At 68.1% G+C, this 19,024-nt stretch carries 15 protein-coding genes; 2 read left to right on the plus strand and 13 right to left on the minus strand.

Annotated elements, in window-relative coordinates; translation table 11 throughout:
* Positions 1–416: 416 nt before the first annotated feature.
* From obgE to ACHQ4I_RS03485, 11 genes are all read right to left on the minus strand, one after another.
* The gene (obgE, locus tag ACHQ4I_RS03435) at positions 417–1,871 is read right to left on the minus strand and encodes a GTPase ObgE (protein ID WP_420770195.1); all 1,455 of its coding nucleotides are present in this window, start codon (positions 1,869–1,871) and stop codon (positions 417–419) included.
* A gap of 119 nt (positions 1,872–1,990) precedes the next feature.
* Positions 1,991–2,257, minus strand: a complete 267-nt coding sequence (gene rpmA, locus ACHQ4I_RS03440) for a 50S ribosomal protein L27 (RefSeq protein ID WP_420770196.1) — start codon at positions 2,255–2,257, stop codon at positions 1,991–1,993.
* A gap of 40 nt (positions 2,258–2,297) precedes the next feature.
* Complete coding sequence (gene rplU, locus ACHQ4I_RS03445) at positions 2,298–2,609, minus strand: 50S ribosomal protein L21 (RefSeq protein ID WP_040687720.1); 312 nt, start codon at positions 2,607–2,609, stop codon at positions 2,298–2,300.
* A 356-nt stretch (positions 2,610–2,965) separates the two neighbouring features.
* Positions 2,966–6,142, minus strand: coding sequence for a translation initiation factor IF-2 N-terminal domain-containing protein (locus ACHQ4I_RS03450; protein WP_420770197.1), 3,177 nt, complete (start codon positions 6,140–6,142; stop codon positions 2,966–2,968).
* Between the two features lie 556 nt (positions 6,143–6,698).
* Positions 6,699–7,115 carry a nucleoside-diphosphate kinase gene (gene ndk / locus ACHQ4I_RS03455; RefSeq protein ID WP_420770198.1) on the minus strand — a complete coding sequence of 139 codons (417 nt, stop codon included), beginning with the start codon at positions 7,113–7,115 and terminating at the stop codon, positions 6,699–6,701.
* 94 nt (positions 7,116–7,209) lie between these two features.
* On the minus strand, positions 7,210–7,536 hold the full coding sequence (locus ACHQ4I_RS03460; RefSeq protein WP_420770348.1) for a DUF4233 domain-containing protein: 327 nt from the start codon (positions 7,534–7,536) through the stop codon (positions 7,210–7,212).
* A 228-nt stretch (positions 7,537–7,764) separates the two neighbouring features.
* Entirely contained in the window at positions 7,765–9,225 is a 1,461-nt protein-coding gene (folC, locus tag ACHQ4I_RS03465; protein WP_420770199.1) for a bifunctional tetrahydrofolate synthase/dihydrofolate synthase, read from the minus strand.
* Positions 9,222–11,900, minus strand: a complete 2,679-nt coding sequence (locus ACHQ4I_RS03470; RefSeq protein ID WP_420770200.1) for a valine--tRNA ligase — start codon at positions 11,898–11,900, stop codon at positions 9,222–9,224. The genes folC and ACHQ4I_RS03470 overlap by 4 nt, the downstream gene beginning before the upstream one ends.
* 321 nt (positions 11,901–12,221) lie before the next feature.
* Positions 12,222–12,566, minus strand: a complete 345-nt coding sequence (locus ACHQ4I_RS03475; RefSeq protein ID WP_420770201.1) for a hypothetical protein — start codon at positions 12,564–12,566, stop codon at positions 12,222–12,224.
* Positions 12,567–12,840: 274 nt separating this feature from the next.
* Entirely contained in the window at positions 12,841–13,800 is a 960-nt protein-coding gene (locus tag ACHQ4I_RS03480; RefSeq protein WP_420770202.1) for a YegS/Rv2252/BmrU family lipid kinase, read from the minus strand.
* Positions 13,797–15,374 (minus strand): FAD-binding oxidoreductase, encoded by a 1,578-nt coding sequence (locus ACHQ4I_RS03485; protein ID WP_420770349.1) that lies wholly within the window; start codon positions 15,372–15,374, stop codon positions 13,797–13,799. Before ACHQ4I_RS03485 ends, ACHQ4I_RS03480 begins: the two co-directional genes overlap by 4 nt.
* A 187-nt stretch (positions 15,375–15,561) precedes the next feature.
* On the opposite strand from ACHQ4I_RS03485, the gene ACHQ4I_RS03490 reads away from it, so the two are divergent.
* On the plus strand, positions 15,562–16,182 hold the full coding sequence (locus tag ACHQ4I_RS03490) for a TetR/AcrR family transcriptional regulator (protein ID WP_420770203.1): 621 nt from the start codon (positions 15,562–15,564) through the stop codon (positions 16,180–16,182).
* Positions 16,182–17,735 (plus strand): glycerol-3-phosphate dehydrogenase/oxidase, encoded by a 1,554-nt coding sequence (locus tag ACHQ4I_RS03495; protein ID WP_420770204.1) that lies wholly within the window; start codon positions 16,182–16,184, stop codon positions 17,733–17,735. Before ACHQ4I_RS03490 ends, ACHQ4I_RS03495 begins: the two co-directional genes overlap by 1 nt.
* Before the next feature lie 55 nt (positions 17,736–17,790).
* Here the strand turns inward: ACHQ4I_RS03495 and ACHQ4I_RS03500 are convergent, their stop codons facing one another.
* Both ACHQ4I_RS03500 and ACHQ4I_RS03505 read right to left on the minus strand, forming a co-directional pair.
* Positions 17,791–18,318: a GNAT family N-acetyltransferase gene (locus tag ACHQ4I_RS03500; protein WP_420770205.1), complete on the minus strand. Its 528-nt coding sequence runs from the start codon at positions 18,316–18,318 to the stop codon at positions 17,791–17,793.
* Between the two features lie 20 nt (positions 18,319–18,338).
* Positions 18,339–19,010, minus strand: a complete 672-nt coding sequence (locus ACHQ4I_RS03505) for a TetR/AcrR family transcriptional regulator (protein WP_420770206.1) — start codon at positions 19,008–19,010, stop codon at positions 18,339–18,341.
* Between the last annotated feature and the right edge of the window lie 14 nt (positions 19,011–19,024).

Consider the following 19,024-nt stretch of genomic DNA (forward strand, 5'->3'; position numbering starts at 1 on the left):
CCGACCCCGAAGCATCAGCCGACGCCGCCGAGCCAGCCGACACTGCACCAACCAACTCGGCCGAGCCAGCCGACGCCGCACCAACCGACCCCGACGGATCAACTGCCGCTCCACCAGCCAACCGCGCCGGACCAGCCGACACAGTGCCAACCAACCGCACCAGGACCGCCGACTCCGCCGGGCCAGCCGACCTCACCGCATCAGCCGATTCAGCCGAACTGGTCGTACTTGCGAGCCCAACCGAACCCGCCGGGAGCAGCACTGCACCCCGAATGCGTTGACCGCCATCGAATTCCGACGCTCGCCGGACGGGTGAACCGGACCGCGACGCTCGCCACACGGGCGAACCGGACCGCGGCGCTCGTCGGAACGCCGTGCCGGACTTCGGCGCGCAGCACAAGCCCACGGCGTTCACGCTATTCCTCGTCGTCCTTGACCAGACCGCGGCGCACCCGCGAGGCGTGTTTGCGTTCGGCGGCGCTGATCCGGTCGTTCTGCTCCAAGCGGATGTCCGTACCGCGGCCCGTGGGCACCATATCGATGCCCGCGGAGATCTGGGGCTCCCATTCGAAGGTGACATCGCCGATGGTGACGGGGGCTCCGGGCTCGGCGCCCTGTTTGACCAGTTCGTCCTCGACGCCGAGGCGGGCCAGGCGGTCGGCGAGGTAGCCGACGGCCTCGTCATTGTCGAACTGGGTCTGGCGCACCCAGCGCTCCGGCTGCGGGCCGCGCACGATGAAACCGCCGGGCTCTTCGGGATCGGCGATCACGCTGAAACCGGTCTCGTTCACCGCGATCGGGCGGATCACCGGACGCTTCGGCGCGGCCTTCGGATGCGCCGCCCGATACTGCTCGACCATCTCGGCGAGCGCGAATGTCAAGGGACGCAGGCCCGCTCGGCTCACCGCCGAGATTTCGAAGACCGGCCAGCCACGGGCGGTGAATTCGGTCGTGACCATCTCCGCCAACTCTGCGGCATCGGGCACGTCGACCTTGTTCAGGATCACCACGCGCGGCCGATCGGCCAGATCACCGAGCCCGGTGTCGGCATCCAGAGCCGGTTTGTAGGCCGCGAGTTCGGCCTCGAGCGCATCGACATCGGAGACCGGATCGCGCCCCGGTTCCAGCGTCGCGCAATCCACAACGTGCGCGAGCACCGCGCAACGCTCCAGATGCCGGAGGAAATCCAGGCCGAGCCCGCGTCCCTCGCTCGCACCGGGAATCAGACCGGGCACGTCGGCGATGGTGAAAGTGGTGTCACCACTGGAGACCACACCGAGATTGGGCACCAGGGTGGTGAACGGGTAGTCCGCGATCTTCGGCTTGGCCGCCGAGAGCACCGACACCAGCGAGGACTTACCCGCCGACGGGTACCCGACCAGACCGACATCGGCAACGGACTTCAACTCGAGGACGAGATCGCCCTCCTCACCGTCCTCACCGAGCAGCGCGAAACCGGGCGCCTTGCGCGCCTTGGAGGCCAGCGCGGCATTGCCGAGCCCGCCGCGTCCACCGCGCGCCACGATGAACTTATTGCCCGCACCCACCAGGTCGACGACCACCTTGCCGTCGTCGTCGAGCACCACGGTGCCATCGGGCACCTTCAACAGCAGGTCCGTGCCCTGCTTACCATCGCGATTGCTGCCCTCGCCCGGCTTGCCATTGCTCGCCTTGGCGTGCGGATGGAAGTGGAAGTCCAGCAGGGTGTGCACATTCGGGTCGACCTCGAGGACCACATCCCCGCCGCGTCCGCCATTGCCGCCGTCCGGTCCGCCCAGCGGCATGAACTTCTCGCGGCGCACGGAGGCGCAGCCGTGACCACCCTTGCCCGCACGCACGTGCAATACGACACGGTCGATGAATTTGGACATGTCCGAATCATCCTCCTCGGTGGTCATAGTTTGGGAACGCGATCTTTCGAGAACGCGAAAAGCGGGCCAGGGAATCCACCCTGACCCGCTCAGCTGTTTCCGGAATGGCTAAGAGGCGGTCAGGCCTCGGCCGGCTCCGGAATGACGATGTTGACGGTCTTGCGTCCACGCTTGGTGCCGAACTCGACCTTGCCCGCCGCCAGGGCGAACAGGGTGTCGTCGCCGCCACGGCCGACGAGCACGCCGGGGTGGAAGTGCGTGCCACGCTGGCGAACCAGGATCTCGCCCGCCGAAACGGTCTGGCCACCGAAACGCTTGACGCCGAGTCGCTGGGCGTTCGAATCGCGCCCGTTGCGGGAGCTGGATGCACCCTTCTTATGTGCCATTTCTGAACTCCTGTGAAGTAATTCGAGAAAGCGCGGAGGCTTACTTGATGCCGGTGACCTTGAGGACCGTCAGCGGCTGACGGTGACCCTGACGCTTGTGGTAGCCGGTCTTGTTCTTGAACTTGTGGATGCGGATCTTCGGGCCCTTGGTGTGCTCGACGACCTCGGCGGCCACCGATACCTTGGCCAGCTTGTCCGCGTCGGTGGTCAGCTCGGCGCCGTTCACGACGAGAACCGGGGCCAGCGCCACGGACGAACCCGGCGCACCCTCGATCTTCTCGACCTTCACCAGGTCACCGACCGCGACCTTGTACTGCTTTCCGCCGGTCTTGACGATCGCGTACGTTGCCATCGGTCGGCTGCCCTTCTTCCTGTAATGCGCGCGGCTCGTGCTCGCGCGGCTGCGTGTTCCCGCCCGGATGACTCCGGCTGGAAACCACAGCACTCTGGTCTGGTAGTCACCGCCGCCTCAGCAACCTGATGGCTCTCGGCTTCGAGCCGAGTCACGAACACAGCGCGAATGAGCGCTGTCGCCGGGCAGCGACTGTCCAAGATTACAGGACGGATACCACGCCGACCAAACCGGTGCTCCCGGACCAGGTCACGGTCCCGCACACCAGCCTATGCCGTCGGGACTCGGCGATCGAATGACGGAACCCCCGCCGCGAAGTGCGGCGGGGGTTCCGAGTTCGGATCCGATCGTGGCGATCAGTTCGCGTCGTCCACCGGCGGTCCGGCGGGGCGAGCGACGGCCCGCCGGCGCGGCTTGCGCGTCGGCACCACGACCGGCACATCCGCCGTGTAATCCACCACGGGTGTTGCGGAGGCCTGATCCGCCGTCGGCAGCACGAACACCGCGCCCGCACTATCGGCGGCGGGTGCGGCGGCCGAGCGCGCCACGCGGCGTCTGCGGCCGGTCGAATGGGGCGCCGCAGGTTCGGGCACTCCATTGGCCGAGGCCGCGGATGCGCCCGATGTCACAGGCTGCTCGGGTTCGGTGACCGCGGCAGGTTCGGCCGAGTCGGACTCGTCATCGCTGGAAACCCCGGCAAGGACCGGCTCAGCCGCGACGACCTCGTCGGACGCGGGCTGGAGCGCCTCTTCGAGCACAGCTTCCGCGACTTCCTCGGCAACCGCTTGCGCAGCTTCCTCGGCGACCGCGGCGACGGCCTCGGCGACCTCGACTTCCTCGACCGCAGCCACCGCGACCTCGGTCGAAGCGGCTTCGGCCGCAATAGCCTCGGCTTCGGCCGTGGCAACCGCACCCGGCGATTCGACGTCCTCGCCGTGCCCGGCCTCCTCGGACTGATGCGCCGCCATCGCCAGCGCGACCGGATGCGCCCGCTTGACCGCGATCTCCGCCTCGTCCGCCTCGACAACCTGCGCCGTGCCGTTAGTCGCCGCCACCGGCGCACTGGCCGCCGCGGCCTTGTCCCGGCCACGCCGCCGCCGCGACCCGGTCTCCCGGCCGCCGCGCGCGGTCTCCTCGGTCGCCGTGAGCTCCACCGGATACGTGTGCACGAGGATGCCGCGACCATGGCAATGCTCACAGGTCGTCGAGAACGCCTCGACCAGACCGGTGCCCAGCTTCTTGCGGGTCATCTGCACCAGACCCAGCGAGGTCACCTCGGAGACCTGATGGCGGGTGCGGTCGCGGCCCAACGCCTCGGTCAGCCGGCGCAGCACCAGATCCCGGTTCGACTCCAGCACCATGTCGATGAAGTCGACGACGATCATGCCGCCGATATCGCGCAACCGCATCTGGCGCACGATCTCCTCGGCCGCCTCCAGGTTGTTGCGGGTGACCGTCTCTTCCAGGTTGCTGCCGCCCGCACCGGTGAACTTGCCGGTATTGACGTCGATGACCGTCATCGCCTCGGTCCGGTCGATCACCAGGGTGCCGCCCGAGGGCAGCCACACCTTGCGATCGAGCGCCTTGGCGAGCTGTTCGTCGATCCGGTAGGTCTCGAACACGTCGACGCCGTTGTTCTCGTGCCGGGAAACCCGGGCGAGCATGTCCGGTGCGACCGTGCGGATGTAGTTCTCGACGGTGCTCCAGGACCGATCACCCTCGATGACCAGCCTGGAGAAGTCCTCGTTGAACAGGTCGCGGATGACCTTGACCAGCAGGTCCGGCTCTTCGTACAGCGTCTTGGGCGCGCCGTTGTCCTTGGCCTCGGCCGCCTTCTCGATGGTGCGCCACGTCGCCTGCAGCCGCTCCACGTCGCGGGCCAGTTCGGCCTCGCTGACGCCCTCCGACGCGGTGCGGATGATCACCCCGGCGTCGGCCGGCACGATATCGCGCAGCACCTCCTTGAGCCGCTTGCGCTCGGTATCGGGCAGCTTGCGGCTGATACCGGTGGACGAGCCGCCCGGCACGTAGACCAGGAAGCGTCCGGCCAGGCTGATCTGAGTGGTCAGTCGAGCGCCCTTGTGCCCGACCGGATCCTTGGAGACCTGGACCAGCACCTGATCGCCGGGCTTGAGCGCCTGCTCGATCTTGCGCTCCTTGCCGCCGAGTCCGGCGGCCTCCCAGTTCACCTCGCCGGCGTAGAGCACGCCGTTGCGGCCGCGGCCGATATCGACGAACGCCGCCTCCATCGACGGCAGCACGTTCTGCACCTTGCCGAGGTAGACATTGCCGACCATCGACGCGGAGCCGGTGTTGGTGACGAAGTGCTCGACCAGAATGTTGTCCTCGAGCACCGCGACCTGGGTTGCGGTCGGGTGTTCGGGGAAGGTCTTCTCGCGCACCACCATCACCCGGTCCACAGCCTCGCGGCGGGCCAGGAATTCCGACTCGGTCAGGATCGGCGGGCGGCGGCGGCCGGCCTCGCGACCGTCACGGCGACGCTGGCGCTTGGCCTCGAGCCGGGTGGAACCGGTGATGCCCTGCACCTCGTCGACGGTGGCGCGGCCGCGGGTCTTATTGCGCGGCTCGCGCTCGTGCACGACGGTGTTCGGTGGATCGTCCTCGGAGACGGCCTCGGCCTCGGCGCCCTCACCAGCCACCTTGCGGCGACGGCGACGACGGCGACGACGGCTCGAACCCTCCGGCAGACCGGATTCGTCGTCCTCGGTCTCGGATTCCTCGGCGGTTTCGGCGGGCTCGCCCTCGCTCTTGCGCGCGGCGGGCTGCTCGTCCTCGGTGCCCTCCTCGGTGACGTCGCTGTCGTCACCTTCGGCATCGGACTCGCTGTGCTGTTCGCCGCGACCACGACCGCGACCACGACGGCCGCGACGCCGACGCCGCGGCTGGTCCGCATCGCCCTGCTGCTCGGGTGATTCCTGCTCGTCCTCGGTGGTCTCGACCTCGTCCTCGACCGCCTCGACCGCCTCGACCGGCGCCTCCTCGGTCCGGCGGGTCTCCCGCTCGGCCCGGCGCTGGCGGCGTGCCTCTTCAGCGGCCGCGGCGTCCGGCGGCAGGAACAGCGGCGCCGAGACCGCGGCGGCGGCCTCGAAGACCACCGGCGTCGCGACGTGCGGCTCCTGCAGAACCGAATGGGTGAACAGCTGCACCGACGGCTGGTGCGCCGCGGGCTGTTCCCCCGATGGCAGCGATCCGGACTGGTCGATCACCTGGTCCGGTGCGGAAAAGATGAGGCCGGGCTCCTCGGGAGCCGGCTGTTGGTCCGCCGCGACCTCGGGAGTCTGCGACGCCACGGCGTCCGGCTCCGTAGTGACGAGCGCGTCGCGGACCGATTCCGCTACCGCTCGATCGACGTTCGACTGCGCACTACGCGCATCGGCACCCAACTCGGCGAGCTTGGCCAGGATGCGTTTGCTGGTTACTCCCAGCCGCTTGGCAAGCGCGTGAACTCGGATTCGCTCCGGCAATTGTTCGGCATCCTGTGATGTTGTTGTCAGCGGCTCTTGATCGGCCACGAAGTCTCCTCGGGTCCCCGGGCGCGTCCCTCCTGGCAGGAGTGACGCGGCCGACGCGGGGGCACTGTCCGTTCACCTCACGCGGTTGGCGCAAGGTCAAGTGGTCTCGCCCCGCATGCCCGGTTAACACCATGGTTTTCGTCTGTCGGGCTAACTGGTCACGCGGCGCCTGGCTGTTGGCTGAACTCCACGGCGCGAGCGCTCATCCAGCGTGCCGACGCGAACCTCCGGCCCCAGCAACGGGCCAGTTGTTCGTAGCAGCGATGATCGGCATCGAACCGCAGTGTCATCCGGTTACCGTCCGGCACCGATCGTCGCGCGTACCTGCGCGAACACTCGGCATCGTCGATAACCAATGCCAGTATCCCACATCGTGCGGTGACGTCTTGCCATCGCCGCACGACTACGCCTCGCTGCGCTCGGCTCCGTCCAGCGGCGACGCCGGCTGCATTGTCGGTTCGCGCAGCTCACGCCCAGCGCCTGGCCGACGCTCGGCTCAGTCTTGCGGCGACGCCGGTGTGCTAGCGGTTCGCGCAGCTCACGCCTCTGAGTCGGATCAGGCGGGGAACTCGGGGAACCAGAGCGCGATTTCCCGCTTGGCCGATTCCGGCGAATCGGAGCCGTGCACCAGGTTCTCCTGGGTCTCCAGCGCGAAGTCACCGCGAATGCTGCCGGGAACGGCCTTCTCGACCGGATCGGTGCCACCGGCGATCTGACGGAACGCCGCGATGGCGCGCGGGCCCTCCAGGATGGCCGCGACGACCGGGCCGGAGGTGATGAACTCGATCAAGGAACCGAAGAACGGCTTCTCGGCGTGCTCGGCGTAGTGGCCGCGCGCCAGCTCTTCGGATACCTGCTTCAGCTCCAGGGCGGCGATCTTCAGCCCCTTGCGCTCGATCCGGGCCAGCACCTCACCGACGAGGCCACGGGCCACACCGTCCGGCTTGATGAGTACCAACGTCTGCTCAGTCACGGCGCACAGCCTAATAGGCGGTACCCCGGGTTACCGAACCGGAGCTATGAAGAGCCCTGGACGCTGACCCTTTCGAGCGACCTGCAAGCAGTCGCTAACGCTGGCTGGGCAGCAGGCCGAGCTCCATCCGACGCTTGACGTCGGCGCGCAGGACCAGGATGAAGCCCCACACCACGGCGAAGAAGACGCCCATCACACCGATGGAGATGTGCACGAAGACGCCGAGGATCAGCAGCACCTGCAGGGCCAGGTTGAACGGGATGGCCCACGGGCGGCGTTGGAGTCCGGCGCCGAGGATCATCACCAGCGCGAGGATCACCAGATAGCTGCCGGAGAACCAGCCGACTCCCCCGCCCACGGACGCGACGACGGGCAGCGCGAGCAGTACCGTGATCGCTTCGAGGATCAGCGCGCCCGCCATGACGCCCCGCAGGCCCTTCCACGGATCGGTGGCGGGCGGGGGGACCTTTGGCTCGCCGTCGGTCCGCTCGGGCTCGGCGGCGTCGCCGGTTGCCTCAGTCACGCTGTCTCCTTCTCGGCATTCGCGGGCCCCACCTGCTTACCCATGCTGCCGCATCCGGACGGCACAGCTCACGCTGCGTTCATTGCGGCATTCGCGGGGCCCTCCGTGGTTACACACGCTGCCGCCTCATGCCGGGTCCTTGCCGAACAAGGCGCGCGCCGCACCCGCGGTGACGACCGATCCGGTCACCACGACGCCTGCGCCGGAAACCATTTCGCCCGAGTCGCCGACCTCCTCGGCGATGGCGATGGCCGTTTCCAGTGCGTCGGGCAGGGTTTCGGCGGTGACCACCCGTTCGTCGCCGAAGCGCTGCACGGCCAGGTCGGCGAGGCGTTCGATATCCATGGCGCGCGGCGAACCATTGGTGGTGACCACGATCTCGTCGAGCACCGGCTCCAGCGCCTCCAGAATGCCCGCCGCATCCTTGTCACCGAGCACCGCGACGACGCCGACCAGCTTGCGGAAGTCGAATTCCGCGGTGAGCGTCGCGGCCAGCGCCTGCGCGCCCGCCGGATTGTGCGCGGCGTCGATGAAAATGGTCGGGGCGTTGCGCATGCGCTCCATCCGGCCCGGACTGGTCACGCTCGCGAAACCCGCACGCACCGCCTCCAGATCGAGCCGCCGATCGGCGCCGGCACCGAAGAACGCCTCCACCGCCGCGAGCGCGAGCACCGCATTGCGGGCCTGGTGCTCACCGTGCAGCGGCAGGAAGATCTCGTCGTAGACCCCGCCGAGGCCCTGCAATTCGAGCTGCTGGCCGCCGACCGCGATCTGGCGGGCCAGAACCCGGAACTCCGAGCCCTCGCGCGCCACCGCGGCATCGACCTCGACCGCCCGGCGCAGCAGCACCTCCATGGCCGCCGGTTCCTGCTCGGCGATGATGGCGACGGTATCGCGCGGTATCAGGCTCTCCGGCGCGCGCTTGATGATTCCGGCCTTCTCCGCCGCGATGGCGGCGAGATCGTCGCCGAGGAAATCGGTGTGGTCCAGGCCGATCGGGGTGATCACCGCGACCTGTCCATCGATGACATTGGTCGCGTCCCAGCGGCCGCCCATGCCCGTCTCGACGACCGCCACGTCGACCGGCGCCTCCGCGAAGGCCGCATAGGCCATGCCGGTGAGCACCTCGAACTTGCTCATGGCCGGACCGTCGGCAGCGGCGGACTGCTTATCGATCATCTCGATATACGGCTGCAGTTCGCGGTAGGTCTCCACGTACTTGGCCGGGGTGATCGGCACGTTATCGATGCTGATCCGCTCGGTGGCCAGCTGCAGATGCGGGCTGGTTACCCGTCCGGTGCGCCGGTGCAGCGCGGTGAGCAGCGCATCGATCATGCGGGTCACCGAGGTCTTGCCATTGGTGCCCGCGATGTGGATGGCCGGATAGCTCTGCTGGGGTGAACCGAGCAGATCCATCAGCGCGGCGATGCGGGTGAGCGAGGGCTCGATCTTGGTCTCCGGCCAGCGCCGATCCAATTCCGCCTCGACCAGCGCCATTTCGGCCAGATCCACCGGGGACGGCCCGGAGCCGAGCCGCCGGTTGGGATGCTCGTCGTCGGTGTACTGCGGCTCGGGTTCGGCGTTCATTTTCCGCTCAATTCCGCGAGCCGGGCACCGATGCGGGCCACCTCGGCCTCGGCGACATCGCGACGTCCCTTGATCTTGTCGACCACCTGATCCGGCGCCTTGGCCAGGAAGGCCTCGTTGCCGAGTTTGGCTGCCGTGGTGGCCAATTCCTTCTCGGCCGCGGCGAGGTCCTTTTCCAGGCGGCGGCGTTCGGCGACCAGGTCGACCGCGCCGGAGGTGTCGAGTTCCACCGTCACCGTCGATCCGCTCAGCCGGACCTCGACCGAGGCGGTCGCGGCGAAATCGGCGCCGGGCTCGGTGAGCCGGGCCAGATTGGCCACCGAATCGTGCAGTTCGGTGAGGCCGGCGGTGTCCAGGCCGATCAGCTTGGCCGCCACCTTCTGCTTATCGGCCAGCCCCTGGTCGCTGCGGAACCGGCGGATCTCGGTGATCAACCGCTGCGCGTCCGAAACCCGTTGCGCGGCGGTGTCATCCGTGGCCACACCGGTGGCCTCGGGCCAGGCGGCGATGACGACCGATTCCCCGCCGGTCAGTGCCCGCCACAGCGATTCGGTGACGAACGGGATGACCGGGTGCAGCAGCCGCAGCACCGCGTCGAGCACATTGCCGAGCACGATGCTGGTCGATTCGGCACGCGAACTATCGGCCGCGAACTGCACCTTGGACAGTTCCAGGTACCAGTCGCACAGTTCGTCCCACGCGAAGTGGTACAGCGCCTCGCAGGCCTTACCGAACTCGTAGGCGTCGAATGCCGAATCCACCTCGGCGCGAACCTGTTCGAGCCGATCGATGATCCAGCGGTCGGCGTCGGTGAGTTCGGCGCGCTCGGGCAGCGTGCCCGGCTTGGCACCGTTCATGAGCGCGAACTTGGTTGCGTTGAACAGCTTTGTCACAAAGCTGCGCGAGGCCAGTGCGTGCGATTCGCCGACCGAGAGGTCACCACCGGGCTGTGCGCCGCGGGCCAGGGTGAAGCGCAGCGCGTCCGCGCCGTAGGAGTTGATCCAGTCCAGCGGGTCGATGCCGTTGCCGCGCGACTTCGACATCTTCTTGCCGTACTGATCGCGAATCAGGCCGTGCAGGAAGACATCCTTGAACGGCACCTGCTTCGCGCCGCCCTTGCCCGCGGTGAGCACGTGATCGTCGGAGACGAAGGTGCCGAACATCATCATCCGGGCCACCCAGAAGAACAGGATGTCGTAGCCGGTGACGAGAACGCTTGTGGGATAGAACTTCTGGAGTTCTTCGGTGGAGTCCGGCCAGCCCATGGTGGAGAACGGCCACAGGCCCGAGGAGAACCAGGTGTCGAGCACGTCCGGGTCCTGCACCCAGCCCTCGGGCGCGGTCTCGTCCGGTCCGACGCAGGCGACCTCACCCTCGGGGCCGTACCAGATCGGGATGCGGTGACCCCACCACAGCTGCCGGGAGATGCACCAGTCGTGCATATTGTCGACCCATTCGAACCAGCGCGGCTCCTGGCTGGCCGGGTGAATCACGGTGTCGCCGTTGCGAACCGCGTCACCGGCGGCCTTGGCCAGCGATTCCACCTTGACCCACCACTGCATCGACAGCCGCGGCTCGATCGCCTCGCCGCTGCGCTCGGAATGTCCGACGCTGTGCAGGTAAGGCCGCTTCTCGGCGACGATCCGGCCCTCGCTGGCGAGCCGCTCGCGCACCTTGACCCGCGCCTCGAACCGGTCCATACCGTCGAATTCGGTTCCGGTGCCGGTGATCCGGGCGCGCTCGTCCATGATGTTGGGCATGGGCAGGTTGTGCCGCAGACCCATCTCGAAGTCGTTCGGGTCGTGCGCGGGCGTGATCTTCACTGCGCCGGTGCCGAATTCGGGGTCGACGTAATCGTCGGCGATGATCGGGATCCGGCGACCGGTGATCGGGTGCTCGAGGGTGGTGCCGATCAGATCCTGATAGCGCGGATCCTCCGGGTGCACCGCCACCGCGGTATCGCCGAGCATGGTTTCCACCCGAGTGGTGGCCACGATCACATGCGGCTCGTCGTCCTGCAGCGAGCCGTAGCGCAGCGACACCAACTCACCTTCGACGTCCTCGAATTTGACCTCGATATCGGAGATGGCGGTGCGCAGTTCCGGCGACCAGTTGACCAGGCGCTCGGCGCGGTAGATCAGGCCGGCGTCGTAGAGCCGCTTGAAGATGGTCTGCACGGCGCGCGAGAGCCCGTCGTCCATGGTGAAGCGGTCGCGGCTCCAGTCGACGCCGTCGCCGAGCGCGCGCATCTGCCACTGGATCGAGCCGCCGGATTCGCGCTTCCAGTCCCAGACCTTGTCGATGAACAGTTCGCGGCCGAAGTCTTCCTTGGTCTTGCCGTCGACCGCGAGCTGCTTCTCCACGATGGTCTGGGTGGCAATGCCCGCGTGGTCCATGCCGGGCAGCCACAGCACCTCATAACCCTGCATGCGCTTGCGGCGCGAGAGGGTGTCCATCAGGGTGTGGTCGAGCGCGTGGCCCATGTGCAGGCTGCCGGTGACGTTCGGCGGTGGCAGCACGATGGAGTAACCGGGCTTGGCACTGGCGGTGTCGGCGGCGAAGTAACCAGCCGCTACCCAGCGCTCGTACATCTCGGCCTCCGCGTCGCTGGGATTCCAGCTCTTGGGGAGGGCATCGGCACGATTACGCGGGTTGTCAGAGGCTGTGCTGGTCACCCCGGCATTCTAGTGGTGATGCCCGCTGAGCTCCTAAAAGGGCCAGGGCATAGAAAAAGGCGGAGTCTTCGGTGGATGAGGGACACCGAACACTCCGCCTACACCTGGAGAGCTTACCGCCCAAAACGGCCCGAACTCGGAATCCACAAGTAATTCTCAGCTTCTTGACGCCTTCATTGCGCAACTGCTGGAACTGGAGTCTGCGCCATCGGGAAAAGCTCTGCGCGATGCGCCCTTCGGTGTGGTGTGCGCCGGTCGGTGGTGCGCGAGTGGCGGATCAAATCGTGCTTCCTCACGCTGGATTGCCGTCGCGGGATCGCATCATGCGCGGCCTCGGCGCTGGGAATCCACCTCGTCCCATGTCCACGTCGATGGTGATTCGTCGCTCGGACCAACGTCGACCGACTGAGTCGCGTCATCGACCAGCCAGGCCGCGTCATCGACCACCTGAACCGCGTCATCGACCACCTGAACCGCGTCATCGGCCGGCTGAGTCGCGTCATCGACCACCTGAACCGCGTCATCGACGGGCCGGGTCACGTTATCGACCGCCTGAGCAGCGTTATCCACCAGCCGAGCTGCCTCATCGACCGGCCATGTCGCTTCATTGACCAGCTGGGCCGCGTGATCGACCACCTGAGTCGCGTTATCGACCGGCGGGGTCACATCACCTACCGCCTGAGTTGCGTGATCGACCCGCCAAGTCCGTCATCGGCGGCCGGGCCGCCTCATCGACCGGCCATGTCGCCTCATCGACCACCTGAGTCGCGTCATCAAGCTGACAGGTCGCGTCATCGACCGCCTGAGTTGCGTGATCGACCGGCCGGGCCGCGTCATCGACCGGCCGGGTCACATCGTCGACCGGCCCGGTCACATCATCGACCGGCTGAGCGGCGTCAGCTTCGCGGCTCGAGCCCGGGCTTCGGTGTGCGATTCGTGATCACGGGACCAGCACGGTCAGTGCGCCGGGCACCGCGCGCAAGGTGACCGGGAGTGTGCCAGCGGGCTCGCCGTCGGCGGTCGCGGGCGCGCCGGGGGCGGTGAGGGTGACCTGCGCGACGCGGTATTGCTTGGATTTCGGATGATCGATCCGCTTACCCGCCGATAAGGCGGGCAGCAGGCGGAGCATATCCCGTCGCGAAACCGCGCCGACCACAGTGAGATCCAGCAAACCGTCATCCATCACCGCGTCCGGACAGATCAGCATGCCGCCGCCGTAGGTGCGGGTATTGCCGATCGCGACCAGGACCGCGTCGGTCTCGATCACGGTGTCGGAGTCCGGATTGTCGAGCGCGCCGGGCGCGATGCCGGACAGCTCGATCCGATAGGGCACGCTGAAGCGTCCCGAGATCTCGGCCAGCGCGGCGAAGGTGTAGCGCAGTGGCCCCTTGGGCCAGCGCATATCGTTGGCGCGCAAGGTGACTCGCGCGTCGAATCCGGTACCGGTGACGGTGGCGAACCACTTTGGCGGGTATCCCGGGGTCGGCGATTCGATCCGGCCCAGGTCGATGGTGCGGGTCCGGCCGCCGAGCACCAGGTCCGCGGCGGCGACGGGATCGTCGGTGGGCACACCGATTTCGCGCGCGAGGTCATTGCCGGTGCCCGCCGGGACAAGGCCGAGCGGCACGCCGGTTTGCGCGATGGCCTCCAGCACCACGTTCATCAAACCATCACCACCGATGCAGACCACCGCGTCCGGCGGGTTGCTGCCCGCGATCGAATCGCGCACCAGGCGAACCGATTCGGCGGCCGACGGTGCACGCACCTCGGTGACTTCGACGTCGCGTGCGGCGAAGCGGGCCAGCACGGCGGCGGCCACATCGCGGCCCTTTCCGACGCCGGACTGCGGATTGGTCACCACGGTGACCGCGCGCACCGGACGGGGCGAATCCTGTGTCACGGGACCAGCTTTCCAGGGTTGAGGATGCCCGCGGGGTCCAATTCCCGCTTCACCGCGCGCAGTACGCGCACGCCGAGATCGCCGATCTCGTCGGGAATCCACGGGCGGTGATCGGTGCCGACCGCGTGATGGTGGGTGATGGTGCCGCCCGCGCCCACGATCGCATCACCGACCGCCCGTTTCGCAATGTGCCATTGGGCGATCGGATCGTCGAGTTGCTTGGCGATGACGGTGAAGTACAGCGACGCGCCCGTCGGGTAGGTGTGCGAGATATGGCACATCACCAGCGGCGGGGTGCCCTGTCCGGCGAGCGAATCCGTCAGGGCCGCAGTGACCTTCGCCTTCAGGTTGGCCAGATTCGACCAGGTCGTGGCGGTCTCCAGGGTCTCGCATAGCACGCCGACGTCCAGCAGGGCATCGCGCATATAGGGCGCGGCGAATCGACCATGCTCCCATTCCCGGGCCGGGGTCGGTCCCAGCGCAGTTCCGCCCGCCGCGACGAGCAGCGCGCCCGCCTCGGCGCGGCGGGCCGCGACATGCGCCTCGGTGCCTTCGTACGTGGTGATGGCCAGGCAACCCGCGACCGGCTCGCCGCCGATATCGGCGGAGCGGGCCAGGTTGATGCCGGTCTCGACCTCATCGGACAGGCGGAACACCGTCGGTGCGGCACCGGCCTGCACCACCGAACGCAGTGCGGCGGCGCCGGTTTCGAAGTCGGGGAACGACCAGGCTTGGTAGCCAATGGTTTCCGGCACCGGATGCACCCGCAGCGTCACCGCGGTGATCACACCGAGCGCACCCTCCGAACCGACGAACAACTCACGCAGGTCCGGGCCCGCGGCGGAGGCGGGGGCACGACCGAGTTCGATGGTGCCGCTGGGCGTGGCGATCCTGAGGCGCTGGACCATGTCGTCGAAGCGACCGTAGCCCGCCGAGGCCTGACCGGAGGACCGGGTGGCGGCGAAGCCGCCGATGCTGGCGAATTCGAAGCTCTGTGGGAAGTGGCCGAGCGAAAGACCATGGGCGGCGAGCAGTCCCTCGGCCTCGGGGCCGGTGAGTCCGGCGCCGAGGGTGGCGGTGCCGCTGATCGGGTCGATGTCCGAAATGCCGTCGAGGCGGCGCAGATCCAGCGCGATGACGGTGTCGAAGCGACCGCGGACCGGGTCGACGCCGCCGACCACACTGGTACCGCCACCGAAGGGCACCACCGCGATGGCGTTATCCGCGCAGAAGTTCAGCACGGCGAGCACCTGCTCATGATCGGCGGGGAAGACTATGGCGTCGGGTGCGTCCTGTGGACCGTCGCTGCGGCGGCGCAGCAGATCGGGGGTGCTCTTGCCGCCCGCGTGTCGCAAACGATCGTGGTGGTCGACCGAAATGCTGCCCACGCCGACCACCGCGATCAACCCGTCCCGTTGAGTCGGCGTCAACGTCGACTCGCGTAGCGGCACATCGCCCTCATCGCGGCGCGCCACCGGGTCACCGGACACTCCGAATACCTGCGTCAGCAGGGTCCGGATCGAAGCCGAGAGCGGCTTATGTCCGGCGGGTATGCCCCAGGCGTCCCAAACCATACTCGCCGCATGCTCCGGCGCGCCCGGGTTTGCGACGGCCGCCCCATTCGAGGCCGGCCCGGCGTTGTCGGTGTGCTGCATCTCGACCATGCGTTACAGTTTGACATAGACTGTCAAGCAGTAACGAACAGATGTCCACTTCCGGCACCTCCACGACGGTGCCGCCGACACCCGGTGGTGACACTCGATGACTGCCCCCGCAGAGTCCGCCCCCGATGACGCGCTCTCGGCAACCGATCTCGCGATCCTGGACGCGGCCCGGGCCTGCGTGGAGGAGTTCGGAGTCCGCCGCACCACCCTCACCGAGGTGGCCCGACGCGCCGGAGTGAGCAGACCGACTGTCTACCGCCGCTGGCCCGATACCGGATCGCTGGTGGCCGAATTGCTGGTGCGCGAACTGCGCGCGATCGTCGCCGCCACCACGCCGACCACGGGCAATGCGCGCACCCGGCTGGTCGAGGGCGTGGTCGCGGGCGCCGCGACGATTCGCTCGAATCCATTGTTCGGCAAGATCTTCCGCACCGACACCGACCTGATGCTCACCTACGTATTCGGCCGCCTCGGCCGCAACCAACGCGCCCTGATCGACCTGTTCACCGCGGGCATCCGGGCGGGCCAGCAGGACGGCTCCATTCGCCAGGGCGAGCCCGAACAGATGGCGACGATGCTGCTGCTGATCGCGCAATCGGCGGTGCAGTCGGCGGGTACGGTCGCTCCGCTCCTGTCCGGAGCGGCGCTGGATGCGGAATTGACCCGCGCGATCGACGGCTACCTCGGCGGCCCGTCCGCCACCGGAAAGGGTTTGTGATGACTGTGAATTCGGCCGGCGGTCTCGGGACTTCCGCACTGAACGCCGCACGCCGCGCGCGTGAGCTGCAGGTGCTCGGCGAGGGTGTCGATATCGATGTACTGGTCATCGGCGGCGGTGTAACCGGTGTGGGTGCCGCGCTCGACGCCGCGTCTCGCGGGCTGCGGACGGTGCTGGTGGAGCGGCACGACCTGGCATTCGGCACGAGCCGCTGGAGTTCGAAGCTGGTGCACGGTGGGTTGCGGTATCTGGCCAGCGGGCAGGTCGGCATCGCGCACGAAAGCGCTGTCGAGCGTGGGATTCTGATCAACACCACGGCACCGCACCTGGTGCGGCCGTTGCCGCAATTGGTTCCGCTGCTTCCGGAAATCGGTGTGGCACAACGCATGTTGATCCGCGCCGGATTCGTCGCGGGTGATGTGCTACGGCGCAGCGCGGGCACTTCGCCTGCGACACTTCCCCGTTCCCGCCGAGTCGCCACCGCCGAGGCGCTGCGGCTGGCGCCGACCGTGCGCCGCGATGGACTGCGCGGTGGCCTGCAGGCCTGGGACGGGCAGCTGGTGGACGACGCGCGGCTGGTGGTGGCATTGGCCCGCACCGCGGCCGGGCACGGCGCGACCATCCTCACCCGTGTGGAAGCCCTTGACGTGACCGGGAATTCGGCCACCCTCCGCGACACCATGACCGGCGAGACCATGACCATCCGGGTCCGCACCGTCGTCAATGCCACCGGCGTCTGGGCCGATCAGGTCGATCCGAGCATCGAACTGCGCCCGAGCCGCGGCACCCACTTGGTCTTCGATGCCGAATCATTCGGCGGGCTGACCGCTTCGCTGACCGTCCCCGTGCCCGGGAGCACCAGCCGCTTCGTCTTCGCCTTCCCGGCGGCACACGGGCGGGTATACCTGGGCCTCACCGATGAGGACGCCCCCGGCCCGGTTCCCGACGAACCGAAACCCACCGACGCCGAAATCGACTTCCTCCTCGACACCATCAACACCGCACTCCGAGAGCCATTGACCCGCAACGATATTCGCGGCACCTACGCCGGACTGCGCCCGCTGCTGAAGACGGCCGACGACAGCACCGCCGACATCTCCCGCCAGCACGCGGTCCTGCACTCCCCCGCCGGGGTCATCACCATTGTCGGCGGCAAACTCACCACCTACCGCCAGATGGCCCAGGATGCCGTCGACGCGGCCGTCGCCCACGGCAACCTCACCGCGGGGCCGTGCCGAACCAAGCGACTTCCGTTGGTAGGCGCGGTCTCCGGCGCCGCCCGCGACCGCATCGCGGCCCCACCGCTGCTGGTCGAACGCTTCGGCAGCGAGTCGGCGGCGGTGCTCGCGTCGGCCGACCGGAACCCCGCTCTCGCCGAACACGTCGCGCCCGGAATCGACGTCACCGCAGCCGAATTCGCCTTCGCCATCAGCCACGAGGGCGCACTGACCACCGACGACCTGCTCGACCGCCGCACCCGCATCGGCCTGGTACCCGAAGACCGCGCCGCCGCCCTCCCCGCCGCGGAAGCCGCCTTCGCACACCAGCATTAGGTCCGCGGCGGAACGCTCGACCTCATAGCCGCACGGCAGGGCCGGGCAGCGGAGTTCAGTCCGTCTGCCAGGCGGCGAGTTCGGCACGCATAGCGGCGCGCGGCCAGAGGTCGAGGCCGTGCGCGGCCTCGGCGGCACGGATCTCGCGCAGCTCCGCGGTCTCTTCGGCGGCGGTCAGATAGCGGAAGCCGAGCCGTTCGTAGTAGGGCCCGTTCCAGGCCACATCGATGAAGGTCGTCAGCGTGATCGCCGATAGCCCTCGAGCTTTCGACCACAGCACCGCGTGATCGATGAGCCGCTTGCCGATCCGCTTGCCCGCATGGTCCGGATCCACCGAGACCTGGTCGATATGTGCGTTGCCGTCGACGATCCCGAGGATCAGATAGGCGATCGGGCGGCCGGTGTCGTCGGGATATACCCAGGCCCGGCCCGCCTGCTGGAACTCGCGCAGCGTTTGCAGTGACGGTGGATCGTCATCCGCGACAGCCATCATGCCGATGTCGGCGAATGGTTTCCCCGCAACACGCTCGATCTCTTGCAGTATCGGCAGGTCGTCCTCGACCGCTGGTCGAATCATCCGCATGAACGATTCTCCCACGGGCCTCACTCGGCCGGAGTCGCGAGGATGCCGTTGACCAGCGCACGCAACGCCCACCGAGCGCGCTCATCGCCGCCGCCCGCCAACATCTGGTCGCGCATGGCCACCAGCGTCGGATACCGATCGGCGGGCAGCGCGGCGAAGCGCCGCGCCACTTCGGCGACGTAATCCTGCTCGTTGGTGTCCTTGGTGTTGTACGCGCTCTGCTCCGCGGCCTGCGCGGACATATGCAGATAGATCAGGTCGACGGCCCAGGAATTGGTCTGCGCGTCGACCCCGCCCTCGGCGAACAGGGCGAGCAGCCGCTCGATGATCCGCAGCGCGTTCGGGCTGGTGGGGATCGAGCCGAGGGCGACGAGCGCGAGTCCCTCGTGTTTGGCCATCGCGTCGACGGTCGTCTCGACCAGCGTCGCGAGCCGGTCGCGCCAGGTATCGCCCGACGGCTCCGGCACGGTGCCGAGCACGTGGTCGAGCATGGCGGCCATCAGGTCGTCCCGGTTGGCGACGTAGACGTAGAGCGAGGCCGCACCGGTATCCAGGTCCTGAGCGACGCGGCGCATGGTGAGAGCGGCCAGACCGTCGCGGTCGAGGATGCGCAGGCCGGTTTCGATGATGACGTCACGGCTGAGTGGGGCCTTCGCGGGTCGGGCCCGGCGGCTGACGGGTGCGGCGCTCATACGGCGAAGCATAC

Source organism: Nocardia nepalensis (assembly GCF_048910785.1).
Lineage (GTDB): Bacteria > Actinomycetota > Actinomycetes > Mycobacteriales > Mycobacteriaceae > Nocardia > Nocardia nepalensis.